Raw genomic sequence first — 17,004 nt, 5'->3', positions numbered from 1 at the left:
TCGGCGTAGATGCGTTCGGTGACGCTGTTCTGTTCGGGCTCAGGCACCGACGCTCTTCTCCGTCAGGCCGCCAGCGAGGATGTGCGCGTGCACATGGAACACTGTCTGGCCGGCATTCGCGCCGATATTGAAGATCAGTCGAAAATCGCCGTCGGAGTGCTCGGCGGCAAGATCCTTCGCGAAAGCAGTCAGTTCGGCGAGGAGCGCGGGGTCTCCCGCTGCGAGTTCAGTGACGTCGCGATACTGCTCGGTCTTGGGGATGACGAGCAGGTGCACTGGCGCCTGCGGAGCGATGTCGCGGATGGCGAACAGCCGATCAGTCTCCGCGATGATCTCGCCGGGAATGTCGCCGCCCAGGATACGGGTGAAGATCGAGGGTTCCGTCATGATCTCAGTCTACTGGCGTCAGTTGCTGGCGTCACCGAGCCGCCTCTGCAGGGGCGCGCGGCCTCACCAGCGACCGAGTGCGGCCGACAGCACAGCGATCGCCGCGGGCCCGGCGGTTGACGTGCGCAGCACCGTGTTCCCGAGGAGCACCCGCTCGGCGCCGGCCGCTTCGAACTTCTGCAGCTCCTCCGGGGAGATGCCGCCTTCCGGGCCGACGACCAACAGAATGTCCCGGTGATCGGCGGCCACGGACGAGAGCCGCACGGTGGCGGTCGGATCCAGGACCAGCATCCGCTTGCCCTCGGCGCGCGCGATGAGCTGTGCTGTCGTCAACGGCGCCGAGACCGGCGGCACCCAGGCACGATGCGCTTGTTTCGCAGCCTCCCGAACGATGCTCGCCCAGCGCTCGCGCCCCTTTGCTGCCTTCGGTCCCTCCCAGCGAGAGATGCTCCGCGATGCCTGCCACGGCACGATGTCGTCGACGCCGAGTTCACAGGCTGCCTGCACGGCGAGCTCGTCGCGGTCGCCCTTCGCCAATGCCTGGACCAGAACGAGTCGCACGTCCGGGATTTCCGCCTCCGTGCGCGCGGCGATGTCCACATCGACGCGTGACGCGGACACGTCAGTTACGGTGCCTTCCAGCCACACGCCGGATCCGTCGCCGATCGTCACCGATTCCCCGACCCGCAGCCGTCGTACCACCGCAGCATGCTTGGCCTCAGCGCCGGTCAGAGAGACTGTTTCTCCGACAGCGACCGATGACGACCCCTCGACAAGAAAGTGCAGAGCCACGTGTCCTCCGGTTCAGAAAATGCGAATCAGTGCCGGAACCGGTCCCGCAACTTCGAGAACAGCCCCTGCTGGAACTGCGCAAGCTGCGGCGACGGAGACTTCTGCTTCTTGGCGAAGTCCTCGATCATCGCACGCTGCGCCGAATCGAGCTTCGTCGGGGTCACAACCTGCACACCGACGCGAAGGTCGCCGCGCTGAGTTCCGCGCAGCGGCGTGATCCCCCGGCCCTTGATGGTCAAGATGTCGCCCGACTGCACACCGGGACGAATCTCGAGGTCGACCTGGCCGTCCAGGCCGTCGATCGATGTCTCGGTACCGAGAATCGCGTCCGCCATCGACACCTCGAGCGTCGCCAGCAGGTCGTCCCCGTCGCGGCTGAACGCCGCGTGCGGTGAGACAGTCACCTCGACGTACAGGTCTCCGTGCGGTCCGCCAGCCTTGCCGACCTCACCCGATCCCGGCAGCTGCAGACGCAGCCCGGTCTCGACTCCAGCCGGAATGTCCAGAGACACCGTGCGACGAGAGCGCACACGGCCCTGACCGGCGCAGGTTCCGCACGGGTGCGGGATCACTGTGCCGTATCCCTCGCAGCTGCCGCACGGCTGTGACGTTACGACGTTGCCGAGGAGGCTGCGCACCTGACGCTGCACGTGACCGGTGCCGCCGCAGATGTCGCAGGTGACCGGAGATGTGCCGGCCTGTGTGCACGAGCCGTTGCAGGTCTCGCACAGCACCGCGGTGTCTACCTCGATGTCGCGATGCGCACCGAACACGACGTCGCCGAGCTCGAGCGTGACGCGCACCAGCGCATCCTGCCCGCGTTCGCGGCGTGATCGTGGACGAGCGCCCCGACCACCGCCCTGACCGCCGAAGAACGTCTCGAAGATGTCTCCGAATCCGCCGAAGCCACCGAAGTCGCCGCCACCAGCGCCGTCTCCGCCGCCCATGTCGTAGCGGCGGCGCGAGTCGCCATCGCTGAGCACGTCGTAGGCGTGCGTGACGAGCTTGAACTTCTCGGCGGCATCGTCTCCCGGGTTCACATCCGGGTGCAGCTGCCGAGCGAGCTTGCGATATGCCTTCTTGATCTCGTCCGTCGTCGCATCCTGCGACACTCCGAGAACCTCATAGTGGTCCGCCACAATCACCTTCCTGCCTGTGAGAACGACCCGCCTCAGCGGCTCGCATCGTCTTCGTCGAGCAAACGCGACAGGTAGCGGGCGACGGCCCGTGCTGCGGCGAGATTGCTCGGATAGTCCATTCGTGTTGGCCCCATGACGCCAACACGTGCTGTGCCGCCGGGTGCCAGATAATTGCTCGCGACAATGGATGCCTCGGGCAAGCCGAAAGGTTCATTCTCGGCGCCGATGCTCGTCGCGAGACCGTGCTCGTCAGTCACCATCTCGCTCATGAGACGCAGGAGCGTCACCTGCTCTTCGATCGCTTCGAGGAGTGGATGGATGCTGCCGCGAAAATCTTGCTCGCGCCTGGCCAGGGTTGCCGCCCCCGCCATCACGAGGCGTTCCTGTCGGAACTCCGCAAGCTCTTCGCTGATGATTCCCGCCACTGTGCGCAGCGCGATATCGGTGCGGGAACCTGCGGTGGAATCGATCAGCCCCTGAACACGATCAGTAGCCTCACGCACCGATTGCGCGGTCAACAGTGCGGACAGTCGTGCACGCAGCACCGCGACATCGGCGTCCTCAAGATCAAGCGGTAGTCCAGCGATGCGCTGCGATACGCCACCCGCATCCGTCACCAGGATCACCAGAAGCCGATTCGGGGCGAGGGAGACGAGCTCGATGTGGGTGAGATGGGCGCGCGCAAAGGACGGATACTGCGCCAGCGCCACCTGACCGGTCACCTGGGTGAGCACGCGAACAGTGCGCGCCATCAGATCGTCAAGGTCTGCGGGGTCGGCCAGGAACGTCTCAATGGCGCTGCGCTGCGCGTTCGACAGCGGGCGCAGCTGCGCCAGGTGGTCCACAAAGACCCGGTAGCCCTTGTCCGTGGGCACCCGCCCTGACGAGGTGTGCGGAGCGACGATGAGATCCTCATCTTCAAGCTGCGCCATGTCGTTGCGAATCGTCGCAGCGGAGACCCCGAAGGAATGGCGTTCGACGATCGACTTGCTGCCTACTGGCTCATGCGTGGCCACATAGTCCTGCACGATCGCTTGGAGGACCTGAAGTCCACGTTCAGAGACCATCTGCCGACCCTCCCCTCTGGCACTCAAACACTTAGAGTGCCAATTCTAACCCGCCGTGCCGATGCCGCAGCGCTAATCCGTGAGCTCGCGAACCACGGCATCCGCCAGAAGCCGACCGCGCAAAGTCAGTCGAATCCGGCCCTTGAGGGCTGCCGCAGCATCCACCAGACCGTCGGCGATGAGTCCGGCCACCCGTGGGCGGTTCTGCTCGGGGATAGCTGCGACCGCGATGCCCTCGGCGAGCCGGCTCTCAAGAAGAACCCGCTCCAGCAACCGCGCCCGGGCATCGGGGCGCTCGGTTCCGGCGGCCGGCGATTCGGATGCCGCGAGCCGCTGGGCATACGCCGCCGGATGCTTGACGTTCCACCAGCGCAGGCCAGCGACATGGCTGTGCGCACCGGGGCCAAAGCCCCACCAGTCACTCCCCCGCCAGTAAGCGAGGTTGTGGCGCGACCGATTGCCTGCGGCGGACTCTGCTCCGTGCGATGCCCGCGCCCAGTTGCTCAGCTCGTACCATTCGAAGCCGGCCGCCGCGAGGCGTGAATCTGCGAGCTCGTACATGTCCGCCTGCAGGTCGTCATCGGGCGCGGGCACTTCACCTCGGCGGATCTGGCGCGCCAGCTTCGTGCCGTTCTCGATGATCAGCGCATATGCCGAGATGTGATCGGGTTCCAGAGCGACGGCAGCCTCCAGCGAAGCTTCCCAGTCGGCGAGTGACTCCCCCGGTGCCCCGTAGATCAAATCCACGCTGACGGCGAGACCGGCATCCTGCGCCGCTTCTACCGCGGTGCGGACGTTCTCCGGCTGATGCGTGCGATCCAGCGCGGCCAGCACGTGCGGCACGGCAGACTGCATGCCCACCGAGAGCCGGGTCACGCCAGCATCCACCAGCGTGCGCACGACCGAGGGAGTGACCGTGTCGGGGTTGGCTTCGACGGTGATCTCGGCGCCTTCGGTGAGCCCGAACGCATCCACAGCGCCGTCCAGCATCCGCGCGAGATCGCCGGCTGGGAGCAGAGTGGGCGTACCGCCGCCGAAGAACACCGTGTTCATCGGGCGCAGTGCACCGGCATCCGCCAGCACCCGCTGGGCCAGCGCGATCTCGAGGCCGAGCGTGTCGGCGTACTCGTCCTGCCTCGCGCCGCGCAGTTCACTCGAGGTGTACGTGTTGAAGTCGCAGTAACCGCAGCGCACCCGACAGAACGGCACATGCAGATACGCCGAGAACGGCGCGCCGACATCGATCGGCAGGTCCTCGGGAAGTCGGCCGTCTGACGGCGCCGGATCTCCGAGCGGCAGGGGTCCGGCCATCAGAGCGGCGTCGCGTACAGCGGAGAGATCGCACGCAGGTATCGGGCGAAGAGCTCTTTGCGACGGCGCTTCACCAGACCCGGCACGAATCGATACAACCAGGAAGTCGGCGCGTCGAAAGCGCGCACCGTGAACCACACCTCATCGTTGTCTTCGCGCCATTCGACCTCGAACAGCTCCTCACCGCTGACGACCGAGCCGCTGACGGTGCCGAGCACGAAGCCGATCCGCCGTGCGTCTTCGGTGACCGAGATCACTCGAAGCTCAGCATCCGCACGCATCCCAGAGACGCGTCCGCGAACGCGCAGCGTCATGCCAGCGCCGGCATACGGGGTGCCTTCGGCATCGAAACGCTGCTCGATCTCGCGTTTGCTGGGCACGACCGGATTTCCGTCGGCATCGAAGCTCACACCGGCATAGGTGGGACCGGCCGCCGGACGTACGTCCTCGAGCACGAGTCCCGCCGCCCGCTGTGCGGTCCAGGAAAGAAGTGCGTCGCCGGCGGTGCGGAAGCGTTCTTCGCCGCTGCCCAGCCGCCACGCAGCTTCTGCCGGGATGCTGCGCTCCGGCGGATACTGCATCAGGTCAGGGGCATGGGTGGCCCCGACGGCTGCATAGTCAACCGTCTCGTCTCGGAAATTCCCGCGCCGCATGAGTTCCAGACTAGTTGGGCGTAGCTGTGTGATCGCCCCCACTCGCCGTGGGAGCGCACACCACTACTTCTTCTCTTTACCTTCGACGTCTCCGGAGAGCGCAGCGATGAACGCCTCCTGCGGGACCTCGACACGACCGACCATCTTCATACGCTTCTTGCCTTCCTTCTGCTTCTCCAGAAGTTTGCGCTTACGGCTGATGTCGCCGCCGTAGCACTTGGCGAGCACGTCCTTGCGCAGGGCACGGATCGTCTCTCGGGCGATGATTCGTGCGCCGATGGCCGCCTGAATCGGAACCTCGAAGTTCTGGCGAGGGATGAGTTTGCGCAGACGGTCGGTCATCAGCGTGCCGTAGGCGTACGCCTTATCCCGGTGCACGATCGCGCTGAACGCGTCGACCTTGTCCCCCTGAAGCAGGACGTCGACCTTCACCAGATCTGCCGTCTGCTGCCCGGCAGGTTCGTAATCGAGGCTGGCGTAGCCCTGCGTCTTCGACTTCAGATGGTCGAAGAAATCGAACACGATCTCCCCGAGCGGCATCATGTAGCGCAGCTCGACGCGCTCCTCCGAGAAGTACTCCATCCCCAGCAGCGATCCCCGTCGCGACTGGCACAGCTCCATCACCGTTCCGACGTAGTCCTTCGGAAGCAGGATGGCCGTCTTCACCATCGGTTCGGCGACCGAGGCGACACGCCCGTCCGGGTACTCACTCGGGTTGGTGACCGTCACCGTTTCACCGGTATCGGTCGTGACCTCGTAGATCACGCTCGGAGCCGTGGTGATGAGGTCGAGATCGAACTCGCGCGAAAGCCGCTCGGTGATGATCTCGAGGTGCAGCAGCCCGAGGAATCCGCACCGGAAGCCGAAGCCGAGGGCCACCGACGTCTCGGGTTCGTACTGCAGCGATGCGTCGGAGAGCTTCAGCTTGTCCAGCGCCTCGCGCAGATCCTCGTAGTCACTGCCATCGATCGGGTACACGCCGGAGAAGACCATGGGCTTCGGGTCGGTGTAGCCGGGAAGCGCTTGGGTGGCGCCATCGCGCACGGTGGTGACCGTGTCTCCGACCTTCGACAGGCGCACGTCCTTCACACCGGTGATCAGGTAGCCCACCTCGCCGACGCCGAGGCCCTGCGACGGAATCGGTTCGGGGCTGGAGACACCGATCTCGAGCAGTTCATGATGGGCGTGCGTCGACATCATCTGAATGCGCTCACGCGGGGACAGTCTCCCGTCGATCATGCGCACATAGGTGACCACGCCGCGGTAGGAGTCGTACACCGAGTCGAAGATCATCGCTCGCGCCGGGGCATCCGCATCACCCTGCGGAGCCGGGATCTCCTGAACGAGACGCTCCAACAGCTCCTCGACACCGACGCCGGTCTTACCTGAAACACGGAGCACGTCCTCGGGACGCCCGCCGATCAGGTCGGCGAGCTCCTTGGCGAACTTGTCCGGATCAGCGGCAGGCAGATCGATCTTGTTCAGCACGGGGATGATGTGGAGGTCATTCTCCAGCGCCAGGTACAGGTTGGCGAGCGTCTGGGCCTCAATGCCCTGAGCAGCGTCAACGAGCAGGATCGCGCCCTCGCACGCGGCAAGAGAGCGCGAGACCTCATAGGTGAAGTCGACGTGCCCCGGGGTGTCGATCATGTTCAGAGCGAAGGTTTCACCGTCGACCGACCACGGCATCCGCACGGCCTGGCTCTTGATCGTGATGCCACGCTCGCGCTCGATGTCCATGCGGTCGAGATACTGAGCGCGCATGTCTCGGTCGGAGACCGCCCCCGTGATCTGCAGCATGCGGTCAGCGAGGGTCGACTTGCCGTGATCGATGTGAGCGATGATGCAGAAGTTTCGGATCTGCGAAGGCGGCGTCGCGGCAGGCGAGAGCGGAGTGAGAGCGCGTGGTGACATGTCCAGATGATTGTACGGTGACCACCTCACAATCATCGATTCGCGCCAAGCGATGATAGTCTCACGAGGTTGCCCTGCACGATCTCGGCGGAACCGGGTGTCATGCACAACCCGACTCCGTCCCAGGCGTTAGGACTGAGATCGGTCGCACAAACGAGTTGAAGATGTTTGACTACTTCGACTCAGCGCACCGTCGGCAGATCCCGAGCGCGCCTGCAAAGAGAAAGACAAAACCTTGATCAAGTATCTCCTGCGCCGTACTTTCGGCTGGCTGTTGATGATCGTGATCGCGACCAACATGACGTTCTTCCTGGCTTGGGGTTTCCTCAACCCACGGAACAACTTCGTCGGTCGACGCCCACCGCTCAGTGAAGAGCAGATCGTCAACCTCCTGGAACCACGAAACCTCAGCGATTCCGTACCCATCTGGGAACGGTGGTGGAACTGGTTCAGTGGAATCCTGTTCCGCTGGGACTGGGGCGTGAGCCCCACCGGCGGTTCGGTCAATGAGCAGGTCGCCTATCGCATGTGGGTCAGCGCTGAACTGGTGCTCGGTGCAACCGTGATCATGACCGTGCTCGGCATCGCTCTCGGTGTCTACACCGCTTCGCGCCAGTACAAGCTCGCCGACCGCATCGGCCAGGCGACCTCGATCATCACGATGAACATCAACATCATCGTCGCAGCCCTCGGCATCGTGCTGCTGGCGATCGCGCTGAACGACCTCGTCGGCGTCCGCATCTTCTACGTGACCGGAGCGTCCAGCAAGGGGGTCGAGGGCTTCTTCCCGGTGCTCTTAGACAAGCTCCAGCACGTCACACTGCCCACGATCGCTTTGGTCATCACCGGGTACGCAGGTACGCACTTCCTGCAGCGCTCCCTGCTGCTGGACAACATCAACGCCGATTACGTCCGCACCGCCCGTGCCAAGGGACTGACCAAGCCGCAGGCTATCCGCAAGCACGCCCTGCGCACCTCGCTCATCCCGGTCGCAACGCAGGTCGCGTTCAGCATCCCCGGTGTGTTCACCGGCGCTATCCTCACCGAGCAGATCTTCGCTTGGAACGGTATGGGTGAGTACTTCATTGAGACGATCATGAAGAGTGATATCAACGGCGTGGTGGCCATCGCCGCCTTCGCCGGACTTTTGACCGCACTCGGAGCGATCCTCTCCGACATCGTGGTCGTCGTCCTCGACCCGCGAGTGAGGGTGAACTGATCATGGCAAACACCGCAACCGATACTGCCGTCGTCACGACGAGGCCGATGTCGAAGTGGACGCTGTACACACGGCGGTTCATGCGCAACAAGCCCGCAGTCGCCGGCATCGTCATCTTCATCCTGCTCGTGCTGTTCGCGATCATCGGACCGCTGATCGCGAAGTTCGATCACGTCCAACTCGACTTCCTCGCGCTGAGCGAAGGCCCATCCGCTGACCACTGGTTCGGCACGACCGCGTCCGGTAACGACACCTTCGCCCAGGTCGCCGTCGGACTGCAGCGTTCGCTGATGATCGCCGTGAGCGTTTCGCTGGGAACCACTATCCTGTCGGCCATCATCGGCACCGCTGCCGCGTACTTCGGCGGTCGCACCGAGAAGATCACGCTGGCTGTCATCCACTTCATGATGGTGATCCCGAGCTTCCTGATCCTCTCGCTGCTGTCGAACCGTTCCGGCGGCGACTGGCGAATCATCGCCCTGATCATGATCTTCGTGGTCGGCTGGTACTTCCCCGCGCGCGTCGTGTGGACAACAGCACTGTCACTGCGCGAACGCGAGTATGTGCATGCTGCTCGATACATGGGAGTGGGCGGCATGACCATCGTCATGCGGCACCTGCTGCCGAATATCGGTTCGCTCCTCGTCATCAACTTCACGCTCGGCATCGTCGGTGCGGTGATGGCTGAGACCGGCTTGTCCTTCATCGGCTTCGGCGTGAAGATCCCGGATGTCTCGCTCGGCTCCCTCATCGGATCCGGAGCGAGCACGATCACCAGCGCGCCCTGGCTGTTCTATTTCCCAGCCGCTGCGCTGACCATGCTCACCGTCTCGATGTCCCTGGTCGCCGACGGACTGCGCGACGCCCTCGATCCCACCTCGGCAGCCGGAGGACAAGCATGAGCGCCATCATCTCAGTACGTGATCTGAACGTCAGCTTCGCCTCGGAGGCAGGTCGCGTCGACGCCGTGCGTGGTGTTTCCTTCGACCTCGAAGCGGGCAAGACTCTCGGCATCGTCGGCGAGTCCGGCTCGGGCAAGTCGGTCACCTCTCTCGCTATCATGGGCCTGCTCGATGAGAACGCCCGTGTCTCCGGCTCGATCATCTACGACGGTGAGGAACTGCTCGGCAAGAACGACAAGCAGATGTCGGTCCTCCGCGGCAACGGCCTCGCGATGATCTTCCAGGACCCGCTGACCTCGCTTACTCCCGTGTTCACGATCGGTGATCAGCTGATCGAAGCGCTCACAGTGCACCGCGGTCTGTCCAAGAAGCAGGCGTGGGACCGCTCGATCGAGCTGCTCAACCTGGTCGGCATTCCGCAGCCGGAGAAGCGTATGAAGGGCTTCCCGCACGAGTTCTCCGGCGGAATGCGTCAGCGCGTCGTGATCGCGATCGCGATGGCCAACAACCCGAAGCTGATCATCGCGGATGAGCCGACCACCGCACTCGATGTGACCATCCAGGCGCAGATCCTCGACCTCATCGAGAAGGCGCAGGACGAGACCGGCGCCGCCACGATCATGATCACCCACGACATGGGTGTTGTTGCGCGTATGGCCGATGACGTCATGGTTATGTACGCGGGTCGCCCCATCGAGCATGCCCCCGTGAGTGAGCTCTTCCACCACACCCGGATGCCGTACTCGATCGGGCTTCTCGGCGCCATCCCGCGCGTCGACAAGTCTGAGAAGGAACCGCTCGTTCCCATCAAGGGCAACCCTCCCCTGCTGATCAACCTCCCAGACGCGTGCCCGTTCGCGAACCGCTGCCCGATCGTGATGGACGCCTGCCTCACAAGCGAGCCCGAGCTCGTCGCGGTGCAGACCGGAACCGGCGCCTCGCATCAGGCTGCCTGCATCCGCGCTCATGAGATTGAGGACGGTGGCCTCATCGGAGGTCTTCCCGTCTACCCGGTGCCGGAGATCCCGGAGAGTGACCTGACCCGCACTCCACGCGAGCAGCGCCCCATCACGCTCGAAGTGCGCAACCTGAACAAGACCTTCCCGCTCATGAAGGGCGCTTTCTTCAAGCGCAAGGTCGGCGAGGTGCATGCCGTCAAGAACGTCACATTCGACGTGCGCGAGGGCGAGACGATGGCCATCGTCGGCGAATCCGGATCCGGCAAGACGACGACGCTGCTGCAGATCATGGATCTCGTCAAGCAGAACGACGGCGACATCGTCATCAACGGCACCAGCGTCAACGACATCACCAGCCGTTCCATCGAGCGCCAGGTGCGTCGCGACATCCAGATCGTCTTCCAAGACCCGATGGGTGCGCTCGATCCGCGAATGACGGTCTCCGATGTGATCGCCGAGCCGCTGCGCGCAATCGGCACGCCCAAGGCCGAGGTGCACCGCCGCGTTCAGGAGCTCATGGACCTGGTGGGACTCAACCCTGCTCACATCGACCGATTCCCAGGTGCCTTCTCCGGCGGTCAGCGCCAGCGCATCGGCATCGCCCGGGCGATGTCGACCAATCCGAAGATCATCGTGCTCGACGAGCCGGTCTCGGCGCTGGATGTATCGATCCAGGCCGGCGTCATCAACCTGCTCGATGAGCTGAAGGTGAAGCTCGGGCTGTCATACCTGTTCGTGGCTCACGATCTCTCTGTGATCCGTCACATCGCCGACCGGGTCGCCGTCATGTACCTCGGTGATTTCGTCGAGCACGGCGACGTTGAGGCGATCTTCGAGAACCCGCAGCATCCGTACACCAAGGCGCTGCTATCGGCGATTCCGGTGCCGAATCCCGACATCGAGCGCACCCGTGAACGTCTCATCTTCAACCCGGAAACGATGCAGGCTGAGCCTGTTACGCGCTGAGACTGTTACCGGCAGGTAACAGTCGGTCACTGTCCGATAACAGTTAAGCGCGATTCACTGTGCGCGGGGCAAATCGGACGGTGTGCGAACTATTCTCGCCTTATGACACGCCGAAAGGCGAAAGGAGCACCATGAAGCAGTACAAGCTGATGGGGGCGCTCGCATTCAGCGGAGCCCTCGCACTTGCCCTCTCGGGCTGTGCAGCCGACACCGGAAACAACACGGGTGACGGCGGCGACAAAGACGCAGCCCCCGTTGAGACCAAGTCCGCGGATTACAACCCGCAGGACCGCGAGAACCTTGCCAAGGGCGGCGAAGCGCGGTTCCCGATCAACGAGATCCCCGAGCAGATGAACGCCTTCCACGGCGATGGTTCTGCGGACACTGCCCGTGTTGCCGCGTGGTACATGCCGCAGGTCATGCTGCAGGAGGCCGACGGCACCCCGTACAAGAACGATGCCTACCTCGACGAGTGGAGCATCGACGAGGTCGACGGCAACACCCAGATCACCTTCACCTTCACGGATGAAGCGCACTGGAACGACGGCACCGACATGGACTGGACTGCCATCGACGCCACGTGGAAGGCCAACCGTTCCATCGACGAGGGCTTCGTCCCGAACGCCACTGATGGCTACAAGGCCATCAAGTCGGTCGAGCAGGGCGACAGCGCGAAGACCGCGATCGTCACCTTCGACGGCATCTTCGCCTGGCCGGAGATGCCCTTCCTGACGGGTGTCCTGCACCCCGCACTGGCAGACCCGACCACCTTCAACGAGGCTCTGATCGGCGAGCCGCACCCCGAGTGGGGCGCCGGCCCGTACAAGATCGAGGAGTTCGACAAGAACTCGCAGTACATCTCGTTCGTTCCGAACGAGCTGTGGTGGGGCAACGAGCCGCTCCTCGACCGCGTTTCCTTCCAGGCGATGGAAGCCTCCGCCTCGATCAACGCCTTCAAGGCTGATGAGATCGACATGGTCGGCGTGGGCACCAAGGACCGCATGGAGCAGGTCAAGGACATGGAAGACATCACGATCTACCGTTCCACGCAGACCGCGAACACCCTGCTCGAGATCGACGCTGACAAGCCGCAGTTCGAAGATGTCAAGGTCCGCGAGGCATTCTTCAAGGCTGTCAACATCGACCAGCAGAAGGAGATCGCTTGGAACGGTCTGGACTACGAGGAGGAGCCGGCCGGCTCGTTCACGCTGTTCCCGTTCCAGCCTGGCTACTCCAACGCTCTTGCCGAGGCCGGCTGGGAGTACAACCCCGACGCTGCCAAGGAGCTTCTTGACGAAGCTGGCTGGACCGAGGGCGAAGACGGCATCCGCGAGAAGGATGGCGAAAAGCTCTCCGTCGTGTACCCGATCTTCGGCGATGACCCGACGACCGAAGCACTCGCCAAGGCACTTCAGGCGCAGCAGAAGGCTGTCGGCATCGACGTCCAGATCGAGGTTCGCCCCTCGACCGATTTCTCCAACGACTACGTGTCGAAGAACTGGGACATCGCGTCGCTGCGCTTCACCTCCTCTGACCCGTTCGGTGCTGCCTGGTTCTGCCAGCTGTACTGCATGGACATGGGCCTGAACCTCTCGGGCGTCCAGACGCCTGAGATGGACGAGCGCATCCACGAAGAGGTCGAGTCGCTTCCGACCGCCGACGAGCAGACGGCTGCGGCCATGAAGCTCGAGGCAGAGATCTTCCAGGAGTGGGGCCTGATCCCGCTCTACAACGGTCCGTCGATCTCGGCTGTCAAGACCGGTCTTGCTAACCTCACCCCTGAGCCCTACGTGGGCCTGGACGGCTTCGGCGTCCAGCCCGTAGAGAACGTGGGCTGGGAGAAGTAATCCCCTAGCCGTTCCCTGAGATTCTCGAAGGGGCGGCCGCGAAGCGGGGTCGGTGGTTTTCCACCGGCCCCGCTTTCTTTATGCTGGAGGCGTGAGCATCCAGGTCGTCCTCGTGCATGGCATCCGCACGTCGCAAACGATGTGGCGTTCGCAGCTCGCGCATCTCGCTGAACGCGATATCGAGGCCACAGCGGTCGAGCTGCCCGGGCACGGTACGCGCATGGCCGAGACATTCACCCTCACCGGTGCGCTGTCCGCGATCGATGAGGCTGTGCAGGATTCAGCCGGCCGCGGGCCGGTGCTGCTCGTGGGGCATTCGATGGGTGGCCTGCTCTCGATTGCGTACGCCGGAGACGCGTCTGCGCCGCCGGTCGCCGGATTCATCGGGGCGTCCTGCACCGCTTTCCCCCGCGGTGTCGGGCTGACGACCTATCGCACCCTCGCACGGACGTTCAATGCGCTCCCCGATCAGGGCATGTGGCTGACGAACCGGGTTCTTCAGGCGACGCTCCCCCGCGATACGCGCGCCGACTTCGCTGCCGGCGGCTATGCCTTCGATGCGCAGGACATCGCTCTGGCGAGTCTCGGCGCGCTCGATCTGGCCGCCGACCTGCATCGGCTGCGCATGCCACTGTGGTGGATCAACGGGCAGTTCGATCAGCTGCGCATGCAGGAGCGCCTCTTCCAGGGCCTCACACCGCATTCCGAGCTGATCGTCGTCCCGCGCACGTCCCATCTCGTAACCGCGATGCGGCCGCGGGTGTTCAATGCCCTGTTGGATCTGGCAATAGCGACGCTGCAGAAAGACGAACGGCCACAGTCATAAGGGCGCCCACCGCTGACAGGATTCCGGCGATCAGGAACAGTAGCCAGAAACCGCCGACGACCGCGACCAGTCCTGCGCCCAGCAGCGGCCCCAACAGCTGTCCGAGGCTCGCCGAGACATTCACCACACCGAGATCGCGGGCATGGTGTTCGACGCGCGGAAGCAGATCCGTGGCCAGCGCGAGACTTACCGCCATATAGGCGCCGTACCCCACACCCATCACACCCGCCGCTATCGCGGTTCCGATGAACGTCGGAGAGATCAGGATCATGACGGCTGAGAGCGCTTGAATGAGCGCCGCGATGAGCACGATCGATTTACGCTTGCCGGTTCGGTCGGAGATGGATCCGGCAATGAGGGATGCTGCGACCACGAAGATGGTGTAGATCACGATGAGCACCAACAGATCATCCTCTGCGCTCTCGGCCGGAGAACCGACTCCATAGAGCAGGAAGAACAACAGCAACGCCGTTCCGAGCGCGTTACCGAGGTTGACTGTGAACCGGCTCACCAGCACCCACACGAAATTCCTGTCCTGCAGTGCACCGAGCCGATCACGTACACTCTCGGTGCTGTCTCGCTTCCAGTGAGCGACAACGGGGTCAGGCAGCAAAATCGCCGTCCCCACCCCGACGATCAGGATGATGGCGGCCAGCAGAAGGTAGCTGGCACCGATGCTGAGTCCCAGCAGCACCACGGCGCCGACACCGACCACGATTCCGACCGCTTGGGCGGAGCTCACGAGGGCGGATGCTGTGCCCCGCTGCACGAAAACCTGATCGGCGATCATGGCGGTCAGGGCCGCAGACAACACAGCGACCCCGATCGAGACTCCCACCCAGGCTGCGCCGACAGCGAGCGGCTCGGTTGCCGCCCCCGTCAGCAGCAGTGAAACCGCGGCGAGTGTGGAGCCGCCGATCGCCCAGGGCCGGCGTCTTCCCCACCGGGATGCTGTGCGGTCGGACAGCATCCCGGCCAGCGGTCCGGCGAAAACCCCCGCCATTCCGCCGACCGAGAGGATCAGCCCCGACCAGATGACGCCGGTGATCCAATCGCTCTCGGCGCCCGGGGTGTCCAATTGCAGCGGGAGCAGCAATTGCACCGGGGTGAGCTGTACGGTCCAGACTGCCAACCACGCCACGGCGAACAGGCTCAGCCAGGTTGCACCGACTCTTCCCTCACGGGGCAGCAGCGACTTCATCGCCGGCTCTCCGCGATCAGCGTCCGGTACCAGTCATAAGAGCGTTTCGGGGTGCGTTTCGAGGTTTCGTGGTCGACATGCACGAGCCCGAAGCGCTGCGTGAATCCGTCGGCCCATTCGAAGTTGTCGAGCAGGCTCCACACCGTGTACTCCTCAATGCGCACGCCCTGGGTGATCGCATCAGCCACCGCGCCGATGTGTCCGGCCAGGTAAGCGACCCGATCGCTGTCTCTGATCGGGGCATCCACCGCATCCGGTTCTGGAAATGAGGCGCCGTTCTCACCGATGATGATCGGCGGCAGGCGGTCGCCGTAGCGTCGAGCGGCCTCGGTCAGAAACGCGGTCAAAGCAGCTGGGTCGATGGGCCACAGCTCACCGAAACCGGTGTGCGCGACTCCCGGCGTGGGCACCTGTACGAACGGCACGGGTGCATCTGCCGGGGCTGCGGCGATCGTGGTCGGATTGTAGAAATTCACGCCGTAGAAATCGGATGCCGTGGCGATGATGTCCATGTCGCCGTCCTGTATCGGAAGATCGACGCCCAACGGCCGCAGATCTGGATAGTTTCCGGTCAGCACGGGGTCGGCGAAGAGGCGGTTGTGGATGAGGTCGTACAGGTGCGCGGCGGTCTGATCTGCCTCGGAGTCAGTGGCCGGACGCACCCAGGTGTGATTGTTGACGATGCCGACGGCATCCGCTCCGTGCTCACGAAGCACGCCGGTAGCGAGCCCGTGCGCGAGCAACTGGTGATGAACAGCCGGCAGCGCGTCGAACAGCAGCTGCCGACCTGGAGCCAGCTCACCGATCGCGTAGCCCTGCAGGGCGGTCGAGATCGGCTCGTTGATCGTGTACCAGTGCTTCACCCGATCGCCGAGCGCGGCGGCGACGATCTCGGTGTACTCCGCGAAGCGCTCGGCTGTGTCGCGGACGAGCCAGCCGCCGTCCGCCTCGAGCGTGGCGGGCAAGTCCCAGTGATACAGCGTCGGAAACGGCGTGATACCGACCTCGAGTAAACCGTCGACGAGTCGGTCGTAGTAGGCGATGCCCCGAGGTTCGGGCTTGCCGCGGCCGTCCGGCTGCACGCGAACCCACGAGATCGAGAAGCGATACCGGTCCACGCCGAGCCCCTGCAGCAGCGCGATGTCTTCCGCGAAGTGTTCATAGCTGGCAGGTCCGGGTTCTGCGGTCGTGGCATCCACAACCTGTCCCGGAGTATCGACGAAGTCATCCCAGATCGACCGCCCACGGCCGTCGCCATGACGCGCACCCTCGATCTGGAAGGCTGCCGTCGCTGCGGACCAGCGCAGGCCCGCGGGCGGGGTTGACGGTCGGCCGAATGCATCCACCATGAAGAGCCCCTTTGCTCGGTTAGCGCCAGCATGCCGTATCCAGCGACACCGTGCGAGCGGCGCGCGATGAACCCAGCCGAGACCTGATAGAGTTGGTTCTTGGCTTGCGTGTGGGTTTATCCCTCACGAACGTCGAACAGCAGCCCTCTTCTGCTCTCGACATATCCCATCCATCACTGAACGGAAGTTTCCACGCGTGGCAAACATCAAGTCGCAGATCAAGCGCAACAAGACCAACGAGAAGGCTCAGGCTCGCAACAAGACTGTCAAGTCGGAGCTCAAGACTGTCGTCCGCAACGCCCGCGAGGCCATTGCCAAGGGCGACAAGACCGCTGCTGAAGCAACGCTCAAGCTCGCGTCGAAGAAGCTCGACAAGGCCGTCAGCAAGGGCGTCGTGCACGAGAACCAGGCTGCTAACCGCAAGTCCTCGCTCGCGAAGCAGGTTGCAGCTCTCTGAGCTGATTCAAGCCGA

15 protein-coding genes are annotated in these 17,004 nt (G+C 64.0%); 6 read left to right on the top strand and 9 right to left on the bottom strand.

The features are described from left to right. Window positions 1–39: 39 nt before the first annotated feature. The 7 genes from ACSS7Z_RS15475 to lepA form a co-directional block, all read right to left on the bottom strand. Window positions 40–387, bottom strand: coding sequence for an HIT domain-containing protein (locus ACSS7Z_RS15475; RefSeq protein WP_438255768.1), 348 nt, complete (start codon window positions 385–387; stop codon window positions 40–42). Between the two features lie 63 nt (window positions 388–450). Continuing rightward, on the bottom strand, window positions 451–1,179 hold the full coding sequence (locus ACSS7Z_RS15470; protein WP_438255767.1) for a 16S rRNA (uracil(1498)-N(3))-methyltransferase: 729 nt from the start codon (window positions 1,177–1,179) through the stop codon (window positions 451–453). A gap of 26 nt (window positions 1,180–1,205) precedes the next feature. After that, window positions 1,206–2,318 carry a molecular chaperone DnaJ gene (gene dnaJ / locus ACSS7Z_RS15465; protein WP_438255766.1) on the bottom strand — a complete coding sequence of 371 codons (1,113 nt, stop codon included), beginning with the start codon at window positions 2,316–2,318 and terminating at the stop codon, window positions 1,206–1,208. A gap of 32 nt (window positions 2,319–2,350) precedes the next feature. Continuing rightward, window positions 2,351–3,385, bottom strand: coding sequence for a heat-inducible transcriptional repressor HrcA (hrcA, locus tag ACSS7Z_RS15460; protein ID WP_438255765.1), 1,035 nt, complete (start codon window positions 3,383–3,385; stop codon window positions 2,351–2,353). Window positions 3,386–3,457: 72 nt separating this feature from the next. Continuing rightward, window positions 3,458–4,696: a radical SAM family heme chaperone HemW gene (hemW, locus tag ACSS7Z_RS15455; RefSeq protein ID WP_438255764.1), complete on the bottom strand. Its 1,239-nt coding sequence runs from the start codon at window positions 4,694–4,696 to the stop codon at window positions 3,458–3,460. Then, window positions 4,696–5,349 (bottom strand): DUF1990 domain-containing protein, encoded by a 654-nt coding sequence (locus ACSS7Z_RS15450; protein ID WP_438255763.1) that lies wholly within the window; start codon window positions 5,347–5,349, stop codon window positions 4,696–4,698. Before ACSS7Z_RS15450 ends, hemW begins: the two co-directional genes overlap by 1 nt. A 63-nt stretch (window positions 5,350–5,412) precedes the next feature. Then, on the bottom strand, window positions 5,413–7,263 hold the full coding sequence (gene lepA, locus ACSS7Z_RS15445; RefSeq protein ID WP_438255762.1) for a translation elongation factor 4: 1,851 nt from the start codon (window positions 7,261–7,263) through the stop codon (window positions 5,413–5,415). Between the two features lie 235 nt (window positions 7,264–7,498). Here lepA and ACSS7Z_RS15440 point away from each other — a divergent pair, with 235 nt between their 5' ends. The 5 genes from ACSS7Z_RS15440 to ACSS7Z_RS15420 all read left to right on the top strand — a co-directional run bounded on the left by ACSS7Z_RS15440 (window position 7,499) and on the right by ACSS7Z_RS15420 (window position 13,982). After that, on the top strand, window positions 7,499–8,482 hold the full coding sequence (locus tag ACSS7Z_RS15440; RefSeq protein WP_438255761.1) for an ABC transporter permease: 984 nt from the start codon (window positions 7,499–7,501) through the stop codon (window positions 8,480–8,482). Window positions 8,483–8,484: 2 nt separating this feature from the next. Continuing rightward, the gene (locus ACSS7Z_RS15435) at window positions 8,485–9,384 is read left to right on the top strand and encodes an ABC transporter permease (protein WP_438255760.1); all 900 of its coding nucleotides are present in this window, start codon (window positions 8,485–8,487) and stop codon (window positions 9,382–9,384) included. Continuing rightward, window positions 9,381–11,309 carry an ABC transporter ATP-binding protein gene (locus tag ACSS7Z_RS15430; RefSeq protein WP_438255759.1) on the top strand — a complete coding sequence of 643 codons (1,929 nt, stop codon included), beginning with the start codon at window positions 9,381–9,383 and terminating at the stop codon, window positions 11,307–11,309. Before ACSS7Z_RS15435 ends, ACSS7Z_RS15430 begins: the two co-directional genes overlap by 4 nt. Before the next feature lie 131 nt (window positions 11,310–11,440). Then, on the top strand, window positions 11,441–13,156 hold the full coding sequence (locus ACSS7Z_RS15425; RefSeq protein ID WP_438255758.1) for an ABC transporter family substrate-binding protein: 1,716 nt from the start codon (window positions 11,441–11,443) through the stop codon (window positions 13,154–13,156). Window positions 13,157–13,247: 91 nt separating this feature from the next. Continuing rightward, complete coding sequence (locus ACSS7Z_RS15420; RefSeq protein WP_438255757.1) at window positions 13,248–13,982, top strand: alpha/beta fold hydrolase; 735 nt, start codon at window positions 13,248–13,250, stop codon at window positions 13,980–13,982. Here ACSS7Z_RS15420 and ACSS7Z_RS15415 read toward each other — a convergent pair. Continuing rightward, on the bottom strand, window positions 13,921–15,183 hold the full coding sequence (locus ACSS7Z_RS15415; protein ID WP_438255756.1) for an MFS transporter: 1,263 nt from the start codon (window positions 15,181–15,183) through the stop codon (window positions 13,921–13,923). The two genes, ACSS7Z_RS15420 and ACSS7Z_RS15415, sit on opposite strands and share 62 nt — an antisense overlap. Next, complete coding sequence (locus ACSS7Z_RS15410) at window positions 15,180–16,532, bottom strand: GH1 family beta-glucosidase (RefSeq protein ID WP_438255755.1); 1,353 nt, start codon at window positions 16,530–16,532, stop codon at window positions 15,180–15,182. The genes ACSS7Z_RS15415 and ACSS7Z_RS15410 overlap by 4 nt, the downstream gene beginning before the upstream one ends. A gap of 196 nt (window positions 16,533–16,728) precedes the next feature. Between ACSS7Z_RS15410 and rpsT the strand changes: the two genes are divergently transcribed. Beyond that, window positions 16,729–16,989: a 30S ribosomal protein S20 gene (rpsT, locus tag ACSS7Z_RS15405; protein ID WP_438255754.1), complete on the top strand. Its 261-nt coding sequence runs from the start codon at window positions 16,729–16,731 to the stop codon at window positions 16,987–16,989. The last annotated feature ends 15 nt before the right edge of the window (window positions 16,990–17,004 follow it).

This window comes from Microbacterium wangyouchuni (genome assembly GCF_051546305.1).
GTDB lineage: Bacteria > Actinomycetota > Actinomycetes > Actinomycetales > Microbacteriaceae > Microbacterium.
The sequence above is the reverse complement of the archived record's forward strand: the minus strand, read 5'-3'. Positions and strand labels throughout refer to the sequence as shown.